General features: G+C 61.7%; 10 protein-coding genes. 2 read left to right on the forward strand and 8 right to left on the reverse strand.

Features of this window, described 5'->3' with window-relative positions; translation table 11 throughout:
• The coding region (locus tag VGN12_19645) for a VWA domain-containing protein (GenBank protein ID HEY4311669.1) at positions 1 to 584 on the forward strand (584 nt) is incomplete at its 5' end.
• Positions 585 to 766: 182 nt separating this feature from the next.
• Positions 767 to 1,852 (forward strand): hypothetical protein, encoded by a 1,086-nt coding sequence (locus VGN12_19650; protein HEY4311670.1) that lies wholly within the window; start codon positions 767 to 769, stop codon positions 1,850 to 1,852.
• A gap of 17 nt (positions 1,853 to 1,869) precedes the next feature.
• Here VGN12_19650 and VGN12_19655 read toward each other — a convergent pair whose 3' ends face one another.
• From VGN12_19655 to rffA, 8 genes are all read right to left on the reverse strand, one after another.
• Entirely contained in the window at positions 1,870 to 3,018 is a 1,149-nt protein-coding gene (locus VGN12_19655) for a glycosyltransferase family 4 protein (GenBank protein HEY4311671.1), read from the reverse strand.
• 371 nt (positions 3,019 to 3,389) lie between these two features.
• Positions 3,390 to 11,168 (reverse strand): DUF4082 domain-containing protein, encoded by a 7,779-nt coding sequence (locus tag VGN12_19660; GenBank protein HEY4311672.1) that lies wholly within the window; start codon positions 11,166 to 11,168, stop codon positions 3,390 to 3,392.
• Between the two features lie 537 nt (positions 11,169 to 11,705).
• Positions 11,706 to 13,340 (reverse strand): hypothetical protein, encoded by a 1,635-nt coding sequence (locus VGN12_19665; protein HEY4311673.1) that lies wholly within the window; start codon positions 13,338 to 13,340, stop codon positions 11,706 to 11,708.
• Positions 13,341 to 13,345: 5 nt separating this feature from the next.
• Entirely contained in the window at positions 13,346 to 14,131 is a 786-nt protein-coding gene (locus tag VGN12_19670; GenBank protein HEY4311674.1) for a GNAT family N-acetyltransferase, read from the reverse strand.
• Between the two features lie 74 nt (positions 14,132 to 14,205).
• Positions 14,206 to 15,207, reverse strand: a complete 1,002-nt coding sequence (locus VGN12_19675) for a glycosyltransferase (protein HEY4311675.1) — start codon at positions 15,205 to 15,207, stop codon at positions 14,206 to 14,208.
• A 75-nt stretch (positions 15,208 to 15,282) separates the two neighbouring features.
• Positions 15,283 to 16,104, reverse strand: a complete 822-nt coding sequence (locus VGN12_19680; protein HEY4311676.1) for a hypothetical protein — start codon at positions 16,102 to 16,104, stop codon at positions 15,283 to 15,285.
• Positions 16,095 to 17,114 carry an aldo/keto reductase gene (locus VGN12_19685; GenBank protein ID HEY4311677.1) on the reverse strand — a complete coding sequence of 340 codons (1,020 nt, stop codon included), beginning with the start codon at positions 17,112 to 17,114 and terminating at the stop codon, positions 16,095 to 16,097. Before VGN12_19685 ends, VGN12_19680 begins: the two co-directional genes overlap by 10 nt.
• A 121-nt stretch (positions 17,115 to 17,235) precedes the next feature.
• Complete coding sequence (gene rffA / locus VGN12_19690) at positions 17,236 to 18,399, reverse strand: dTDP-4-amino-4,6-dideoxygalactose transaminase (GenBank protein ID HEY4311678.1); 1,164 nt, start codon at positions 18,397 to 18,399, stop codon at positions 17,236 to 17,238.
• Between the last annotated feature and the right edge of the window lie 213 nt (positions 18,400 to 18,612).

The following is an 18,612-nucleotide window of genomic DNA, read 5'->3' on the forward strand; positions in this document are numbered from 1 at the left end:
CCGTCGGGGCCCGCAAGGATGTGAAGGACTTCGCCGCCGGACGCAGTGGTGGCCGTGGCGCGTCGATGTATTACGGGCTGTCGATCTACGCCCAGAAAATCGTGTTCATCATCGATACGTCGAGCAGCATGCTCGGCCCGCGCTTGATGGCGGCAAAGCGCGAGTTGCAGCAGGCCGTCAACGACTTGACCGAGGATGTCGAGTTCAGCATCGTGGCCTTCAATAGCATGGTACACCCTTGGCAACGGCAACTGGTCCCGGCGAACGCCAACATGAAGCAGGCCGCGGCGCGGTGGATCAACATGCTCGAGGCTGACGCCATGACCGCCTCTTATGATGCGCTCGAGGCGGCCCTGCGATTCGATGCCGAAGCAATCTATTTCCTGACGGACGGCGCGCCGCACGGTGGCAAAGTTTCGGCGCCGGCGGATATCGTGCAGATGATCACGCGCGCCAACTACAGCCGCAGGGTATCGATCAACACGATCGGCATCGGTGTTGGTGCCGCGGGGGGCCTCTTCGACGAATTCTTGTCGGTCCTGGCTAAGCAAAACTGGGGTGTCTATCGCCGTGTCGACGAGTGACGCGCTTCGCTCCTATTGCGCTTTGCGGATTTTCTCTCGAATGATTGCGGCACGCTGGCCTCTCGGGTTTTCGCCCAGTTTTCATCTGCTAGCACGCGATCGGTCTTGACACTTAGGCCACGCGGCGGCTATTTGCTTTCGGCCGAATCTACGATCCCCCTTTCGTTCGGGAGCATTGGTGCATGTCCGCGCTTCGCAGATTTCTGGAAAAACGCCGCCGCATGGCCGACCCCTTGCGCGGCTTGGACGAGCAACAATGGCTCGCGCGGCATGCCAAACAGACGCCCTGGGCGGTCGCCGTGGTCGAGCCCGAGTGGCGCGGCGTCTACAGTTCGACGGTGAACCTGTTTCCCACCTGCTTGCCAGTACTCGACGGGCTGACCAAACGCTCGGCGGCGCGCATCGCGGAGTTGATCGTGGCGACCGGCACATCGCGCGTCGTGTTTGCGGAAATACCGCCGACGTATTTGCACCTGCTCGATGCGCTAGCCCAAGCGCCGCGCAAGATCGACGTCTATGTCACGTGGTATAACAGCTTCATGATGTCCAGTGCCCGCAGTTGGACGCGACTGAAAGAACTGAAGCAACTGGTGGCCGAAAAGCGAGTTCGCAAAATCGGCTTCGCGAAGTCGGGTATGGCCGAAGTCTTTCGTCGGCAGAACATTCCCGCGTCGCTCGTGCTGCACGGGGTGCCGAAGGTGCCCGTGGGACCATCGGTGCCGCTGGCTGGCGGTCCTCACCTGGGCGTGGCTGCCGTGAACCTGGCAATCTGGCGCAAGCTTCCCTTTGCGATGCTGGCCGCCACGACGGAGATTCCAGGTGCGGTTGTGCATGTGGCCGGCGGTTCGGAACAGGTCGAAGACTTTGCGCGCGAATTGCAGATCGACGCGCGCATCCGCCGCCAGCCGGTTCCGCAGGCCGAGATCGCGGCCCACCTGGCTTCGATGCATTTGAACTTGTACGTCACGCTGTCCGAATGCTGCCCTATGCTGCCCTTGGAAAGCCTGGCCGAGGGTACGCCTTGCCTGCTGGGGCCTAACTCGCATCTGTTTGACGATTCGGCCTTTCTGCACAGCCGGCTGGTCGTCGAATACCCCGAGCGCAACGAGATTATCGCGCACTACATTCGCCAGGCGCTGGCCGAGCGCGACGACATCGTGGCGGCCTACCGGCGATGGGCGCCGAAATACTGGCAGCGCGTGCAGGAGTCGCTCGGCGATTTCCTCGATATGCCGGGCGTAGCGCTCGACATGCCGATCGCCGCTTGAGCGAGAATCGCCTGGCCTTATGCCGCCAGACGCAGGGCCGGAGCGTGTGTCAGCCGCTCGTAGAGCTCGACGTGCCGCTCGGCAATCGTTCGCCAACCATACTGCTGCGCGATACGACGCGCATTCTGACCGAAGCGTTGAGTCAGGGCCGTGTCTGCCACGAGCCTGCTAATTGCCTGGGCGAGCGCCGCCGGTGATTCTGGCGGTACGAGCAAGCCCGTCCGCTCCGGCTCGACCAGGTCCATCATGCCAGGCAGCGTGGTGGTGATCACGCCGCGCCCCGCGGCATAGCTTTCTAGAACCACTAACCCGAAGGCTTCCCACACGCGCGATGGCGTGACGACGAAGCGGGTGTTTTGCAGCAGCCAGGTCTTGGTCGCACCTTTTGCCGAGCCGACGAATCGGACGTGACTTCCAAGGTTCAACTTCGCGCATTGCGCCTCCAGTGGTTGCCGCTCGTCCCCGTCCCCCGCGATGACGAGCATCGCCCGCTGCTTCGGCGGCACTTGCGCCACGGCATCGAGCAGCACGTCGATCCCCTTGCGATGATGCAAACGGCCGATGAACAAGAAATACTCGCCCGCGCGCACGCTGGGGTCCAGGCCTGCTGGTCGAGCGGCCTGCTCGGTAAATGGTTCCAGATGCACACCGTTGGGAATCGAGACGATGTTGCGAGCCGTGGGGCAGAGCGTCAAAAAACCATCGTGCGTGAAACGGCTGATCGAAATCAGCGCGTCCGCCGCGGCAATGCTGCGTGCGTAGCGTGGCGGCAGGCCGGGCTTCGATAGTCGACGCCCCGTCATGTGTACGTCACCACCGTGGCTCGTGATCACGGTCGGTATTCCGAGGCTTCCCTGGCAGAGCGCGGCCAGATAGCCGCAGGGATAAATCGAATGGCAGTGCAACAGGTCGAAGCGGTGCTGCCGATGCGCACGCTGCAGCCAGTGCTTGTACCACTCCATGAAGTGCCGCGTTGAAATAAAACGCGGATGACGAATAACCGGATACGGAAACTCGTGATCGGCAAGCGACAAGTGCCGCGGCGGCGGGGCCAGCACAATCGGCTCGTGCCCCATGGCCTGAAAGTGCCGGGCCAGCGCATCGACGACCACTTCCTGACCGCCCAGCAACGGAAGGGCCGTGTCGGTGTACAAGCAAATGCGCATAGCGAATAGCTCCCAAGCGAAGCAGCGAAACCTCACGGTCATCCGTGGTACGGGGCGTAGCGCGCGGCATGACCGCGGCCCCACGCGCAGAGGACGTCCCGACGGTCGACATTGGTCTGTATCGAATCGACTTTGCCGGTTACTTGAACTCTGCCGGCGCATTTCGTGACAGAGACCGCTCTCAGTAGCGCGTGGGCCGTGGAACGTCGCGAGCCGAGACTTGCTAGCATTCAGCGCTAGCACGGCGACATCGATCGAGGTTTGCCGACAGCGGCGGAGCAGCGATGGAACGACTTGGCCAGACCTCCGCCGGCAGCGAGACGCATCCCTGCGCATCTCGCTACCTGCGTTTCGCCACCTGGCCTGTACGATTAGCTACCGATCGCGGCGAAAACTGGTTCGACCCAGTAATTGCTCGATAGGTAAGTCTGCGACGGGAAGCCGCTGTTGCCATAGAGATAGACGCCACCATTGGTCGGCACGGTGAGTGCGCCACTGGTGTAGGACGTCGTGAAGTACGACTGGTTGACTGAGTAGTGACCCGACGCAGTGTGGTAGCTGGCGATGTAGGTCGTGCCGGCCGTGATTGCGACGGGCGTCGAGAAGACCAGCGTTTGCCAACCGCTGGCGGTCTCGTTCACGAACGTGCCGGTGGCCAACAGTTGTCCGGTGGATGACCACAGGCTGCCGGTGTGCGTGCCAGTGTTGGCAGCACTCTTGTAGAACTGCACCCCGGTGATGAAGCCGTTGGCGTTGGCCGTGAACTTCACGCCCAGCTCGACGGCCTGCTTGTCACCACCATCGACAGTGCTGGGGGTGGTTGTCGCAGCGAACAACGTGCTGGACGCACCGACCTTCCCGATCGTGGTGAACGAGGAGAAGATGTTCGTCGCCAAGGCGTTGCCAGCCGTATCGGTCACTCCGCCAGCTCCGCCGCTGATCGTGACCATGTAGGTCATCGAGTTCGAGAGTGCGCTAGTCGGCGTCAATGTCGCCGTCTTGGTCGACGCGTTGTACGTCACCGTGGCGGGTACGAGGACATTATTCGAATCATGCAGAGTGACCGTGCTCGAAGTGATCGTAGCAGCGTTCAGTGCTTCGCTAAAGGTGACCGTCACGGCGGAATTGGTGGCGACGTTCGTCGAAGCTCCGGCCGGGGTCACGGCGGTCACCGTCGGCGGCGTGTTATCGACAGGCGGAGTCGTGCTGAACAGGACGTCGACCCAGTAGTTGGTCGATTGGTAGCTCGTCGTCGGGAAACCGCCCGTGCCGTAGGTGTACACACCGCCGTTGGCCGGGACGGTCAGAGCACCGCTGGTGAAGGACGAGGTGAAGTACGACCGGCTGGCCGAGTAATGTCCGGCGGTCGTATGGTAGCTGGCGACGTAAGTGGTGCCGGCGGTGATGGCGACGGGCGTCGAGAAGACAAGCGTTTGCCAGCCGCTGGCCGTTTCATTGGTGAAGGTGCCGGTGGCCAGCAATTGACCGGTCGAGGACCACAGGCTGCCGGTGTGCGTCCCGGTGTTCGCGGCGGCTTTGTAGAACTCGATACCCGTGACGTAGCCGCTGGTATTGGCACTGAACTTGACGCCCACCTCGACGGCTTGCTTATCACCGCTGTCGACCGTGGCGGGCGTGGTTGTGCTGGGCCACAAGCTGCTGACCACTGGTGCCGCGGCGACCGTGGTGAACGTCGAGGAGACGTTCGCGGCCACCGCGTTGCCGGCCAGGTCCTGGACGCCAGTCGTCACGGTGAGGGTGTAGCCCGTACCGTTTGCCAAAGCACTGCTGGGCGTCACGGTGACGGTATTGTTGTCCGAGTTGTAGCTAACCGTGGCGGCGATCACGACGTTGCTGGAATTCTTTAACGTGATCGTCGATGAATTCACGGTCGCGGAATTCAGCGCTTCGCTGAACGAAATCGTCATCGCGGCATTGATCGCCACGTTCGTCGCGCCCGAGGCCGGCGTGATGCCGGTTACCGTCGGCGGAGTAATGTCCGCGGCGACCGTGGTGAATGTCGAGGTGACGGCGCTGGCCAGCGCGTTGCCGGCCAGGTCTTTCACTCCGGTCGTTACGGTGACGGTGTAGCTAGTGCCGTTCGCCAAGGCGGCGCTCGGCGTCACGGTCACGGTGTTATTGGACGAGTTGTAGCTGACCGTGGCGGCAATCGTGACGTTGCTCGAGTTCTTCAACGTGATCGTCGAAGAGCTGACCGTGGCGGCACTCAATGCCTCGCTGAACGAGATCGTGATGCCCGAGTTGATTGCCACGTTCGACGCGCCACCAGCCGGCGTGATGCCGGTGACCGTCGGCGGAGTGGTATCGCCGGCGACTGTCGTAAAGGACGAGGTCGCAGTCGAGGCCAGGGCGTTGCCGGCCGAGTCCTTCACGCCCGACGAGCCAGAGATGACCGTGATCGTGTAGCCGGTCGAGGTCGCCAGTGCCGAGGTCGGGGTGAGCGTCGCGGTCTTGGTCGACGCGTTGTAGCTGACCGTGGCGGCCACGGTCACATTGCTCGCGTTCTTCAGCAGGATCGTCGACGAAGTGATCGTCGCCGCGTTCATTGCCTCGCTGAACGTGACGGTCACAGGCGAGCCGATTGCGACGTTGGTCGCACCGCTGCTGGGGCTGATTGCAGTGACGGTCGGCGGAGTCGTATCCGCCACGACCGTGAAGTTCGATGTCGCGTTCGCGGCCAGGGCGTTGCCGGCCAGATCCTTCACGCCTGACGAACCCCCGACGACCGTGATCGTGTAGCCGGTCGAGTTCGAGAGTGCGCTGGTCGGCGTGATCGTGGCGGTATTTGTGGTCGAGTTGTAGCTGACCGTTGCCGGGACGACGGTGTTGTTGCTCATCAGCGTGATCGTCGACGACGTGACCGTCGCCGCGTTCAAGGCCTCGCTGAAAGTCACGCTGAGCGTGGCATTGGTCGCCACGTTTGTCGCGCCACTGGCCGGCGCAATGCCGGTGACCGTCGGCGGAGTCGTGTCGGGCGTGGCCGTCACGAACGAAGACGTGGTGGTCGAAGACAGGGCGTTTCCGGCGACGTCCTTCACGCCGGTCGAACCGCCGAGAACGACGACCGTGTATTCCGCACCGCCGGCCAGCGCACTCGACGGCGTCAACGTGACGGTATTCGTCGAGCTGTTGTACGTGACCGTGGCCGCGACGGCATTGTTGTTCGAATCACGCAGCGAGACGCTAGTAGCGGTTACCGTTGCCGCGTTCAAGGATTCGCTGAAGCTGACCGTCACCGTGGAATTCGCAGCAGCGTTGCCAACACCATTGGCGGGTGTGATACCAGTGATCGACGGTGGTGTCGTATCGGCCGGTGTGGCGTTGTACAGCACGTCGACCCAGTAGTTCGTCGACTGGTATGATTGCGACGGGAAGCTGCTATTGCCGTAGGCGTAGACGCCGCCACTGGCCGCCACAGTGATCCCGTTGGCACTGAACGCAGAGGTGAAGTACGAACGGTTTGCCGAATAGTGTCCGGCCGTCGTGTGGTAGCTGGCGACATAGGTCGTGCCGGCCGTAATCGCGATAGGTTGCGCGAACACGAGCGTTTGCCAGCCACTGGCGGTCTCGCTCGTAAAGGTGCCAGTTGCCAGCAATTGCCCGCTGGATGACCACAAGCTGCCGGTATGAGTCCCGGTATTCGTCGAGGCTTTGTAGAAGCGGATGCCCGAGATCGTGCCGTTGGCCGAGGCGGTGAATTTCACGCCCAGTTCGACGGACTGTGTATCCCCGCTGTCGAGCGTGGTAGGCGTCGTGGTCGTGGCCCACAACGACGTCGGAGGCAGCGTTTGATTGCCGCCACCGCTTGGCAGCGAGACAACGGTGGTGAAGGTGGAGTTGACGTTCGCGGCGAGCGCGTTGCCGGCCAGATCGGTCACGCCACTAGCGCCGCCGTTGACCACGACGGTGTACGTCGCGCCGTTGGCTAGCGGATTGGTGGGCGTAAAGGTCGCGGTGTTGGTTGCCGAGTTGTAGGTCACGGTGCCCGGAATCGAAACGTTCGATCCGGTCACCAGCGAGATCGTGGCCGTACTGACCGTCGACGGATTCACCGCTTCGCTGAAAGTCACGGTAATCGGCGACGTGGTAGCGACGTTCGTTCCATTGTTGGTCGGCGAAACGCTGGTTATCGTCGGCGGGGTTGTATCTGGCGCGGCGGTCACGAAGGTCGATGTGACAGTCGCGAGCGAGTTGCCAGCCAGGTCCTCGAGCCCGTTCGATCCGCCGAGCAGGTAGATCGTGTAATTGGTCGAGCCTAACAGCGGCGAGTTGGGCGTGATCGTGGCCGAATGCGTGGCCGCGTTGTAAGTCACGGTTTCCGGCACGCGGTTTACGCCGTTCTTTAGCAGAATGACATTCGTCGTGGTGACGCTAGCCGAGTTCAACGCTTCGCTGAACGTGATCGTGAACGGACCCGTGGTCGGCACGTTCGTTGCGCCGGATGTCGGATTGTAGGCCAACACAGTCGGCGGCGTCACATCGGGGCCTGGCGCAGCGATGGTCGTGAACTTCGATCCCACGCTCGAGGCCACGGGATTACCGGCCGCGTCCTTTACGCCGGCGATGCCTCCCATGACGAAGATGGTGTACGACATCGAGTTCGACAGCGGCGCCGTCGGTGTGATTGTCACCGTGTGCGAAGCGGTGTCGTACGTTAATGTCGCCGGCACCGCCATGTTCGAGCCGTCCAGCAGCTTGACGGTCGTCGACGTGATGGTGCTGGGATCGATCGCCTCGCTAAAAGTTACCGTCGCCAACGTACTCGTGGAGACGTCGGTCGTACTCGCGGCCGGCGTGTAACCGGTCACGGTCGGCGCGATGTTGTCGGTCGGCGGCGCGGTGTGCAGCACAACATCGACGGAGTAATTACTTGAATTCGCAGTACTCTTCGGGAAACCGCCCGAGCCATACAGATACACGCCGCCGTTGGCCGGGATCGTCAAGAATCCGCTGGTCGTGGCCGAGGTAAAGGCCGAGGTCGTCACCGAATAATGGCCGCTCGTGGTGTGATAACTGGCAACATAGGTCTGGCCGGCCGTGATCGCGACTGGCGTGGCGAAGTTCAACTGCTGCCAACCGCTGGCCGTTTCGTTGCTGAACGTACCCGTGGCCAGCAACTGCCCGGTGGAGGACCACAGGCTGCCGGTATGCACGCCGGTGTTGGCGGCGGACTTGTAGAAGCGAACGCCGGAAATCGTGCCATTGGTGCTGGCGACGAACTGCATTCCCAGTTCGACCCCCTGGCTATCGCCGCTATCGAGGGTCTTGGGCACGGTGGTCGAGGGGAAGGCCGTCGAAACGACGGAATTCGGCAGGGCCGGTGTGATGAACGAGCGCATCGTGTCGTTCGTGACGGCATTGCCGGCCATGTCGGTGACGCCACCCGCCCCGCCCTTCACATAGACGCTATAGATCGACGATGTAGAAAGCGGCGCGCTCGGTACGATCGTGACGCTGTCGGTGCTCGGGTCGTACGACAGGTATGCCTTGATCACGGTCGTCTGCGCGCCCATCGACAACGGGCAGCCGCTGCACCAGCCGCTCGGCACGCCGCAGCAGCCGGCCGGCAAGTTGGTGCTGGCCGTGTTGATCAGTTCGACCGTGCTCGAGGTGATCGAGCTGGGATTCAGCGCTTCGCTAAACGTGATCACGAATGACGAATCGGTCGTGATCGACGTCGATCCGCCGGCGGCGGTGACGTTCTGCACAGTCGGCGGCGTGGTGTCCAGCGTCAGTACGGTGTTGAATTTTACATCGACCCAGTAATTGGTCGCTTGGTAGCTCTGCGTGGGAAATTGATTGTTGCCGTACGAGTACACACCGTTGGTTCCGGTGGCGCCTTGTGGTACGGCGTGCAACGGACCACTATCGACGCCGACTGGCGCGAAGTAGTTACGATCGGCCGAGTAATGGCCGTTCGGCGCGTAGTAACCGGCAGTGTAAATCATTCCGGCCTGGACTTGCACTGGCGAAGCGAAAGTGACTTGCTGCCAACCGCTGGCGGTTTCATTGGTGACGGTGGCCGTGGCCAGCACCACGCCGTTGGAATCCCACAGGCTGGCGATATGCGTGCCCGTATTGGCCGCGCTCTTGTAGAAACTGATGCCGGTGATGAAACCGTCGACGTCGGTGCGGAACTGCAAGCCGACAGTTACCGCCTGGCCGTCGCCGCCATCGACCGTCGCCGGAACCATGCTGGTTGTGAACAGCGAGTAGATGCCGGGATTGGTATTCGGGTTGATCGTGAGCTTCGTCGTGGGAACTTCCGTGTTTCCGCTATCGTCAGTCGCCCGACTCATGATCTGGAATTGGCCGGTCGAGTGCGGCGTGTAGGTGTAACTCCAACTGGTGGTGCCGGTGACGGGATGCCAGGTGGCGCCGCCATCGAGCGAGATTTCGACCCCTGCCACGACGCCGCCGCCAGAATCCTGGGCCGTACCCTTGATCGTGACGGCCACGTTGGGCTTGAGCACCGCGTTGTTGGCCAACGACGTGATCGTCGAGGTTGGCGCTGTGTGATCGGTCGACATCGTGGCCGCGATCAGCCCCTTCATCAGGCTGCCGGGCTGCACACCCATGTCGGCGAAGAGGTTGACCGTCGCTTGCTGCAAGTCCTTCACAACCGGGCTGCTCGGCCCGTCGTGCGCATCGCTCAATCCCCACGAATATTGAATCGTGCCGGCGCCGAAGACGAGCGCGCCGCTGGGCAAGCGGTACATACTCATGCTGTGCGTGAGCGTGCCCGGCGCGTACGTGGTGCCGTAATCCTGTAAGACGGCGCCGACGTTGAGCGTCGTCGACGAAATGTCGAACTGTCCGGCCGGCCGGAAGCCATTGTCGGCATCCACGTCGAACTCGTAGCCGATCAGGTACTGGCCCAGTGTGGCGGTCTGGTTACCGGTCAGCTTCGCGATGCTGGTGTTGGCCCAGAAGCGCAGGTTCGCGTCCGCCGCCGAGACCGTCATGGCGTAGCCGATAGTGCCGTCGCCATTGCTCATGAATAGCTGGCCCGTGACCGCGTTTTCCGGTTGGCCGCCATCGGTCGGCGGGCTGAAACGCGGATCGCGCCACGTGCCGGTCCAGACATCGGGATTCTGGGGGTCGGTCAGCGCGTTGTCGAATGTTTCCTTGTAGCAGACGATCGTCGTGTACGGGTCTGCGGTGGCGTCGGTGCTCGGTTCGAGATACGTCTTCCAGAACATCTCGTTGCCGCTGAAGAACGCCAAGTTCACGCCAGCCGCGCCGGCGGCAACGACGGCATTCCGCTCGGCCGCGGAGTAATACTCGTCGTGCCCCACGGACATGAAGACTTGATGGTCGAGCAAAATGCCCGGATCGCGATCCAGATCGACGGACGCGATATAAGTGACGTCGTAGCCGTTCTGCTCCATGAATTCCGTCTGCGCCAGCTCTTCTCCGAAGTAGAAGTTCGCTGCGATACGGTCGCGCGTGGTGAACGGGCGGTTGTAGCTGACTTCGTAAGAGCGGCCGTCCGGGCCCAGGTCGGTGCCATACAGGCTGCTACCGCCCCAGTCGTTGTAAGCTTCCCACGTCGAGTCGGAGGTCTTGAAAACGATAGCCGAGGGATCGTCGTCGGCGCGAACGACGAAAATGATCTGGCTTTCGCCGAACGTGCCGTCGTCGCGCACCAGCTTGCCGACGTACACGCCCGAAACCGCCGTGGCTGGAATATTCCACGACGCCGACACGCTCCAGTTGCCCGCATCCACCAGGCCTGTGTTCAAATCCGTGATCGGATCGGGCTGATCTTGCGCCTGGTGAGAAGTGATGGTCGTGATGAGGCGCGCGCCGTCGCCGCCGTAATAGCCCATCCGGTAGATATCGATGTGCCAGGACGATGCGTCGGTGTTGACCTTGAACTGTTCGGTCTGGCCGTGATCGATGCTGAACTGTGCGGCGAAGCCCTCGATGTTGTCCGAAGCTGTTCCGTCGAGGTCCCACACGCTTTGCGGCGTGCCCGGGAGCGCGTTCTCGGCGATGATCGAGGCCGAGGAGAACACGATCCGGTCCTCGAGCATCTCGAAGACTAGCTTTTTGCGCGGCAGCCAGCTCGTGCGCGTAGATGGAGCGGGACGCGGGGCCTTGCGGACCTTGAGTCTGCGGAACATGGGCAGTCTTTTCGGAGTGAGTAAAGAGGGCGGGGATTTATCCCTAACCGACTGCCTGACGAGGGACGACTGTGGTTAGTCGCCAGCGTTGGGGGTGAGAAGAAGGGACCGGCAGGCGATCCCCAACGCTGACCTCGGCGGTTGTCCAAACCTTGAAGGCAGGACTTTATGTTAATCTGGAGATTATGCAAAAACTAGATGGCATGCATTGACTTTTTCATGTGCCCGAATTACCTGACGAATCGGCAATGTCGCTGTGAACGGCCCGCGCAATCGTTACAAGTGCTAGCTGCGACTTGGGTTGGCTCTTCGACTGCGCAAATCACGCGCAACATGCGATCGCGCGGCAATCACGAATAGTGCAAAGCAGTCGTTAGCGCGGTCGTGCGCCGGCAAGGCACGAACGAGAAATCGCAAAGATCGCGCGGGCGCTTTGGCAGAGAGTGCCGCAGATTCTCGACGAGTGAACGTGTGGGCAAGAACGCCACACCGGGAAGCTCGAACAGCAAGAGCCCGGCCAATTCGTGCTCAGCGCCACTATCGCGTTTGCACGTAAACGCCGCCGAGCCTTGTGTGTGCAACTTTGCGCATCGATTGTGCCGCGCCGAGGCGCGCGGCAAGTGTGTCTTTGAGCAGCAGGTACTTTGCCTGTGGTGGCCAGGTCTGACGCTCCCAATTGCTGACGACCGAAACGCCAATCCCGCCGGGCAAGCCCGCCAGAAGCGGGGATTCGATATGCTCGACGTCGATTAGGAGCGTATTGTCCCAGGCGCTTGTGCCTCGTCGGAATTCCAGGGCATCGCCGCCTTCCTCGCCGAACGCTGCAATCTCGGCCGGGTCCACGGCGCATCTGGCCTGATGAAACGCAGCAAATTGCGGTACGACCAACACGCCCATCATCGCGGCTAGGACGGCATACCCGGTCATCCATTGCCGCGCGCCCGAGGCCACGAGCACCATCAGGCTCAATAACAAATGGGGTGCCACGACCCGATAATCGCGCCAGTCGGATACGTCATACAGAGCGATGACGAAACCCACGACGCAGAGCAGGTTCAACAACACGAAGCCCATCTCGGTGGGGGCCTGACGCGGCGATTCGTCATCGTCGAACGACTCGCGACGTGCTCGATTCAAGTGCAGTGCCGCGGCCGCGGCGACCAGCAGCACCTGGTAGCGCAGCCCGACTTGCAGCCAGGTATCGCGGGTCGGGGCGACATAAAGAAGCAGGCTTTTAAAGCCGTGGCCGAAGAGCATTCCTACGGCCGCTAGCTTGGACGTTTCGGCCCGCAGGGCGACCTTATGAACGAAGTTATTGAAGGGGGCGTTGACGAGCATCGCCTCGACATACAACGGAAGTACGATGAGTGCCGCGACCACCGCCAGCCCGGTCCATTGCCGCGCGGTTCGCGGACGGAGCGCTACCCACAACAGTGGCACGGCCACCCAGGCCCATGTCACGCGCAGCTGTGAAGCAGCCACAACGACTACCAATGCCGCAGCGAGCAAGGCTCGGCTCGCGGGGCGCCGAATGAGGCATGTCGAGAGTCCGGCTAGCCCTATCGCCACCGCCATATGCAGACCTTCCTGCATCGACGAGGGGAGATACAGCACCAATGGCCAGAACGTCGTCAAAATTGCGGCCGCCAACCATATCTGTCGCGCGGTTGGCCGGCAGCACGCCAGCCAGAGCATGCTTGCGAGCAGTACGAATGCCGAATTCAGTGCCGGCACGGTCCACAGGTGCAGGCCCGTCAGTCGGGCGATCGTTCCATAGAACGCGGCGAAGAATGGACCGTGCGGACCAAAATGCACGGCCGGCAACTTCGCCGTCCACTCGTGACTGATGGTGTAGCCACCGTCCCAACCGGCGGTGTGAAAGACCGACAACTCGTTGAAGTACCAGACCTCGTCGTACCAGAGCGGTACGCAATCGAGGATCGTCCCGCCGCAAACCGTGGCCAATAACAATGCGACCAGCGCCGCCGGCCCGACAACGAACAGCGTCAGTGCGAGCCTGCGACCGCGTTCGGTCGGTCGTGCCACTGGTGCCGGTTCGTCGCGCACGACATAACGACGACGTATGAACGGACGCTCGGGCAGCCGCGTCGGCAGCGGCATGCTGAGGCGTGAGAAGGAGAGCGCTAGCGCGCGGCAAGTTAAACGAGTCAACCCCTTCACCGTTCACCTGCCCTGGTTAGCGGCCACATATGGTAGTAGTGCTCGAGCGCCGACAGCCGATATCTGCACCGTCGATACAACCCGCACGCCGGCGCGTTTGCCAATTGCGTCACGACCTGGGCCGATTCCGCGCCGTGGTCTCGCATCCAACGGTGCGCGGCCGTCATCAATCGCCGCCCGACGCCCCGTCCGCGCGCCTGGTCGGCCACGGCAATCAGGCCGATCTTGGCCACGCCGTGATCGCGGCCGATCGTAACAAAGCCGCTCAGCCCCCCCGGGCATCCGGAGTCGCTGGCGACCAGCACCACGTCTGCAATTTCATGCCGCACGCTGCGCTCGATCCAGGTGCGATACATGTCCGCGAATACAACGTGCGGAAAGCAGGGGTCGACGCGAAACCGCGAATAAACGCCGGACGAGATCGCCAGGTCCAACAGGTATGGCGAAACGGTCGACTCGTGATACTCGGTGATCTCTTCGGCCAGGTTCTCGCACGCCGGTTCGTCCGCCGGAACCGTCAACAGCGATCGCGCGAAGGTTGCCTTGCGATCCATCAGGCCACCGCAGAACTCCGTGAGCAGCTCGGCCGGAAGTTCTCGCCCAGTTTCGGTCGTCAACACCACGAGGTGCAGTCCCTCGCGGCGCGCCGCCGCGAGGCCGCACCACAAGGCAGAATCGGCCCGCCCTCGGCCTTCGAGCCGCGCCACGGGAAAACCGAAATGCTCGCACTCCCAAGCGAGCCGCGCCAGTTGCGCGCCGTCGGTCATCTGCGTGGCGTCCATCGAGCGGTCTCCGTCGCGGTGAGAAGATCGTGGGAAGTTTGAAACGGGCGGATGTGCGTGCAGCGCAGCAAGCGTCAGGCCGAACGGCGTGTACGGCTGGGCATGTCGTCCTGCTTCACATGGTCCAGCACGTTGCGCTCGCGATATTGCGGCTTGCCATTGACGTTCAGGTGCAGGCGGCCGAGGTATTCGCCGATCACCCCCAGCCCCAAAAGCTGGAGGCCGCCGAGCGTGAGAATCGAGACGATGATCGAAGCGTATCCCGGCGTCGTGATGCTGGAGGTGAAATAGCGAAACAGGTAATAGACGCCAGCCAGTAAGCCGCAGACCGCGGCCGCGCCCCCCAACAGTGACACCATCTGCAAAGGCAGCAGCGAGAAGTTGGTGAACAGGTTTAGCGCCAGAGTCACCATTTTGCTGAGCGAATCGCCAGAGCGCCCGGCGGCGCGAGGATGATGCTCAACGGTAACCTTCCCGACGCGCCGGGTATTCCACGCCAACAGCCCGTCGATGAAAGTGAAGGGCAGCTTGTAGGGCAGAATCGCTTCGAGCAACTCGCGGCGAAAGATGCGGAAGGCGGTCACGGTCACACTCAGGCGAAACACATGGCGGAAGAACATGTTCACGATCTTCGAGCCGATGTTCTTCAGCGGCGGATGCTTCTTCTTGTCGTAGCAGCCGTAGACCAGGTCCAAATCGCCGGCCGTGATAGTTTCGAGCAGCTTGGGAATTTCTTCCGGCGGATGCTGTAGATCGTCATCCATCGTGATGATAAGCGCCCCGCGAGCGTGGCGAAAGCCGCACATCAGCGCGTTGTGCTGGCCGTAATTGCGCATCAACTGCACTGCCACGATGTGCTGCGGATCCTGGCTTTGCAGCTCCTTCAGCACGCGCCACGAATCGTCAGGGCTGCCGTCCTCAACCAGTAGCACTTCGTAGCTCTTGCCTAATGCATCAAGTACAGGGCGCAGCCGCTCGATCAGGCTCGGCAGGATCGCCGACGAATTGTAGACCGGCACGACGATCGACAGCTCGACAGCGCGCGCGGCGCTAACCGAACCCGCGATTCCACGCACACAACTTTGATTGCAATCACCCACGGCGCGTCCCCGATACTTCGTCGTTGATGAAATTACCTTTGGCGGCCCTGTTTACGACTTGCGCCATAACCGCATTTCCAGCGATACGCGCGTCATGTCCGCATTCAGGTTCACGGCACCGCCATGAATCAGATAGGGCGAGAAGACCAACACCTCGTGCGGCTGTGGATTGGGGCGGGTCAGCATGATCGGCTGTCGCGCCCTTGTCACGGTCGGCACTGTGTAGTTCAGCCCCTGGATCCGCGCGCCGCTGACCGAGCGTTCGATCTCGCTCTCGGACCATTTGTGGCTTCCCCCCAGCACCGGCAACGACGATAGCTGATTGCTGCCGGCCACGGGCGCGTAGATATTCACGCCGTCGCGCAAATGATCGAGCCACACATCGCGATGAGGCGGATTATTGTCTTGTTGCTTTTGCGGGCGGACGATTCGCAGGAAAAACGGCCGGCCCGAGTAATGCGCGCCGTCGATTGTCAATGGCGCTCGGCAGATTTCCGAGACGCGATCTTCGATCAACCCCAGGTAGATCGGAAATTGCTCGCGCTCAAAGCCGATGCGTGTCCGCTTGACGATCGCGGCGTGCTGTTCGTCGTTGACCAGGCGGTGATAACCGGCCAGATGAAACGTATCGTCGGTCTTAACGCCGATCAGTGCGAGTTCGTCCCGAATAAGCCGCGTGAAGCCGGCGCACATTTGAGCGAGGTCTCGTTCGACCAGAAACGGAGCGACGCAATAACCGACGTCGTCCCAGCCTGAGTCGCGAATCACATTGTCGTCAGCTTCGAGCAAGACGGATTTTGGTCCGGCTTCGGTCGTGCCGTCGAGCTGGAAGGAAACTTTGCGATCGTCGATCCAATATTCGACTAGTTGCATGGCAACGAACTCCCTTGACTCACCAGGGCTGGATGCAGGTTCGGTACGATTTTCGTTTCATTGCGGTTGCCGGCGAATACCACCTCGATCTCGGCGACGCATTCCGCGCTGAGTTCGACGCCAGCGGCCCGCGCGTTGTGCAGGATTTGTGCTGGTCGTGACGCGCCGGTCAGCACGGCGCACACCGCCGGCGAACGCAAGCACCAGGCGATCGCCAGCGTTACCAGATCCATGTCGTGCCGCAGGGCGACTGCGCGTAACTCGCGCACGACAGGTTCAGTATCCGCCTGATGCTGCCACATATCTTTGCGCGTTAGCGCACTCGCGGCGCGCGAACCGGCTGGGCATTCGCCGCCAAGATACTTGCCGGTGAGGACTCCTTGCGCCAGCGGCGAATAGCCGATGACGCCGACCCCCAACGAATGACATACCGGCAGTACGTTCTGTTCAACCCGCCGTTCCAGCAGGTTGTAGGTGAATTGATTGCTGATCGGTGCCTGTCCGCCGAGTCTTGCGGCGGTTTCGTGGCAGGCGATGACCTGCTGGTCGCTGTAGCGGCTGACGCCCCAATAGAGGATCTTTCCCTGCCGTACGAGATCGCTCATCGCGGCGACGGTTTCGTCGATCGGCGTCTGCTCGTCGAAGCGGTGGCATTGCAAGAGGTCGATATAGTCGGTGCGAAAGTGTCGCAGCGAACGCTCGACCGAACAGACAATGTGCTTGCGCGACAGGCCGCGATCGTTGGGATCAGCAGACATCGGAAAGAACAGCTTGGTGGCGACGACGAAGTGATCGCGATTCGACTCGGCCAGAAATTCGCCGAGGATTGTTTCGCCCTCACCCCGACCGTAGGTGTCGGCCGTGTCGAGAAAGTTAATGCCGGCGTCGCGTGCGGCACGCAGGATCTCGAGTGCCGCGGCTTTCTCGAGCGTCACGCCGTGGGTATTCCAGTTCCCGAGCCCGACGGCGCTTACCTGCAGGCCGGCGCGGCCGATGCGGTTGTATCGCATGCCAATTTCCTCGTCTCGATTTGGCCCTGCCCCGAATGCGTCTATCCAGCGCACATAGTTTTTTAGCTTCGTCCGCGCTTGCTGCCGAAAGGAATCCGGACTTACCGCGACGAGTGTCGTTCTAAGCTGCTGCACGACCTACCGTGCTGGCCGTGGCAAATCGCGTGACGTGCGCCACGACCTCGTGTTGATCTTCGAGTGACAGATCGAAATAAAACGGCAACCGCAGCAATCGGCCGGCCAGATTTTCGGTCACTGGCAGATCACCCGCCCGATAGCCGAAGCTTTCGCCCATCGGCGACAAGTGCAACGGCACATAATGAAACACGGCGCCGATGCCGTCCTGCTTCAAACTGGCCATTAGTGCATCGCGCGTCGGACAGTCGGGCAGCAGCACATAGAACATGTGGTAATTCGTTTGGCAGGTGGCGGGCAGTTTTGCCAGCGAGAGCAGCCCCATTGCCGCCAAGGGCTTGAGCAGCCGCTCGTAGTTTTCGAAGAGCATGCGGCGCCGGTCAGAGACCTCGGCCAGCATTTCTAATTGCGCCAACAGGAACGCCGAACACAGCTCGCTGGGAACGTACGAGCTGCCCACGTCGACCCAGGTGTACTTGTCGACCATGCCGCGAAAAAACCGGCTGCGGTTGGTCCCTTTTTCACGAATGATCTCGGCCCGTTCGATCAGCTCCGGCGTGTTGATGCACAAGGCACCCCCTTCGCCGCAGACGTAGTTCTTGGTTTCGTGAAAGCTGTAGGCGCCGAGATGGCCAATCGCGCCCAGGGCGCGGTCTTCGTACGTGGCGTTGACTCCTTGGGCGGCATCCTCGACGACCAGCAGTCCGTGCCGTTCGGCGATTTCCATGATCCGATTCATGTCACAACCGACGCCGGCGTAGTGCACGGGGCAGATCGCCTTGGTGCGCGGTGTGATCGCGTCCTCGATCAGGTCTTCGTCAATGTTCAACGTGTCGCGGCGGACGTCGACGAAAACCGGTTTCGCTCCCAAGCGTACGAATGCGTTGGCGGTCGAAACAAAGGTGTACGACGGCAGAATTACTTCGTCGCCGGCCCGCAGGTCGCACAGAATGGCAGCCATTTCCAAGGCCGCGGTGCAACTGGGGGTCATCAGCACTTTGGGAATGTCGAACTCGCGTTCCAGCAGCCGGGCGCATTGCTGTGTGAAGTGTCCGTCGCCGGCAATCTTGCCGGCTGCGACGGCTTGGGCGATGTAGTACATCTCCTTGCCGGCAATGAACGGCTTATTAAAGGGAATCCGTGGGAGCATATCGCTGGCTTCCGTGCCGCGGTCGATTTGAAACTGTTTCTGCCCGCTGCGCCCGCGAGCGCTGCTAGCAGCCGATGGGATTCCCCCTGAACCGTTGTCGTCCAACGTTCACGTCCATTTATCGCCCGGGCTCTGGCAAAACTTGCGGATTAGTTCGACTTGCGCGATTTTTGAACATGAGACGCCGCTGGCACCGCAATCAGCGCGACTGTG

This window comes from Pirellulales bacterium, from assembly GCA_036499395.1.
Taxonomy (GTDB): domain Bacteria; phylum Planctomycetota; class Planctomycetia; order Pirellulales; family JACPPG01; genus JACPPG01.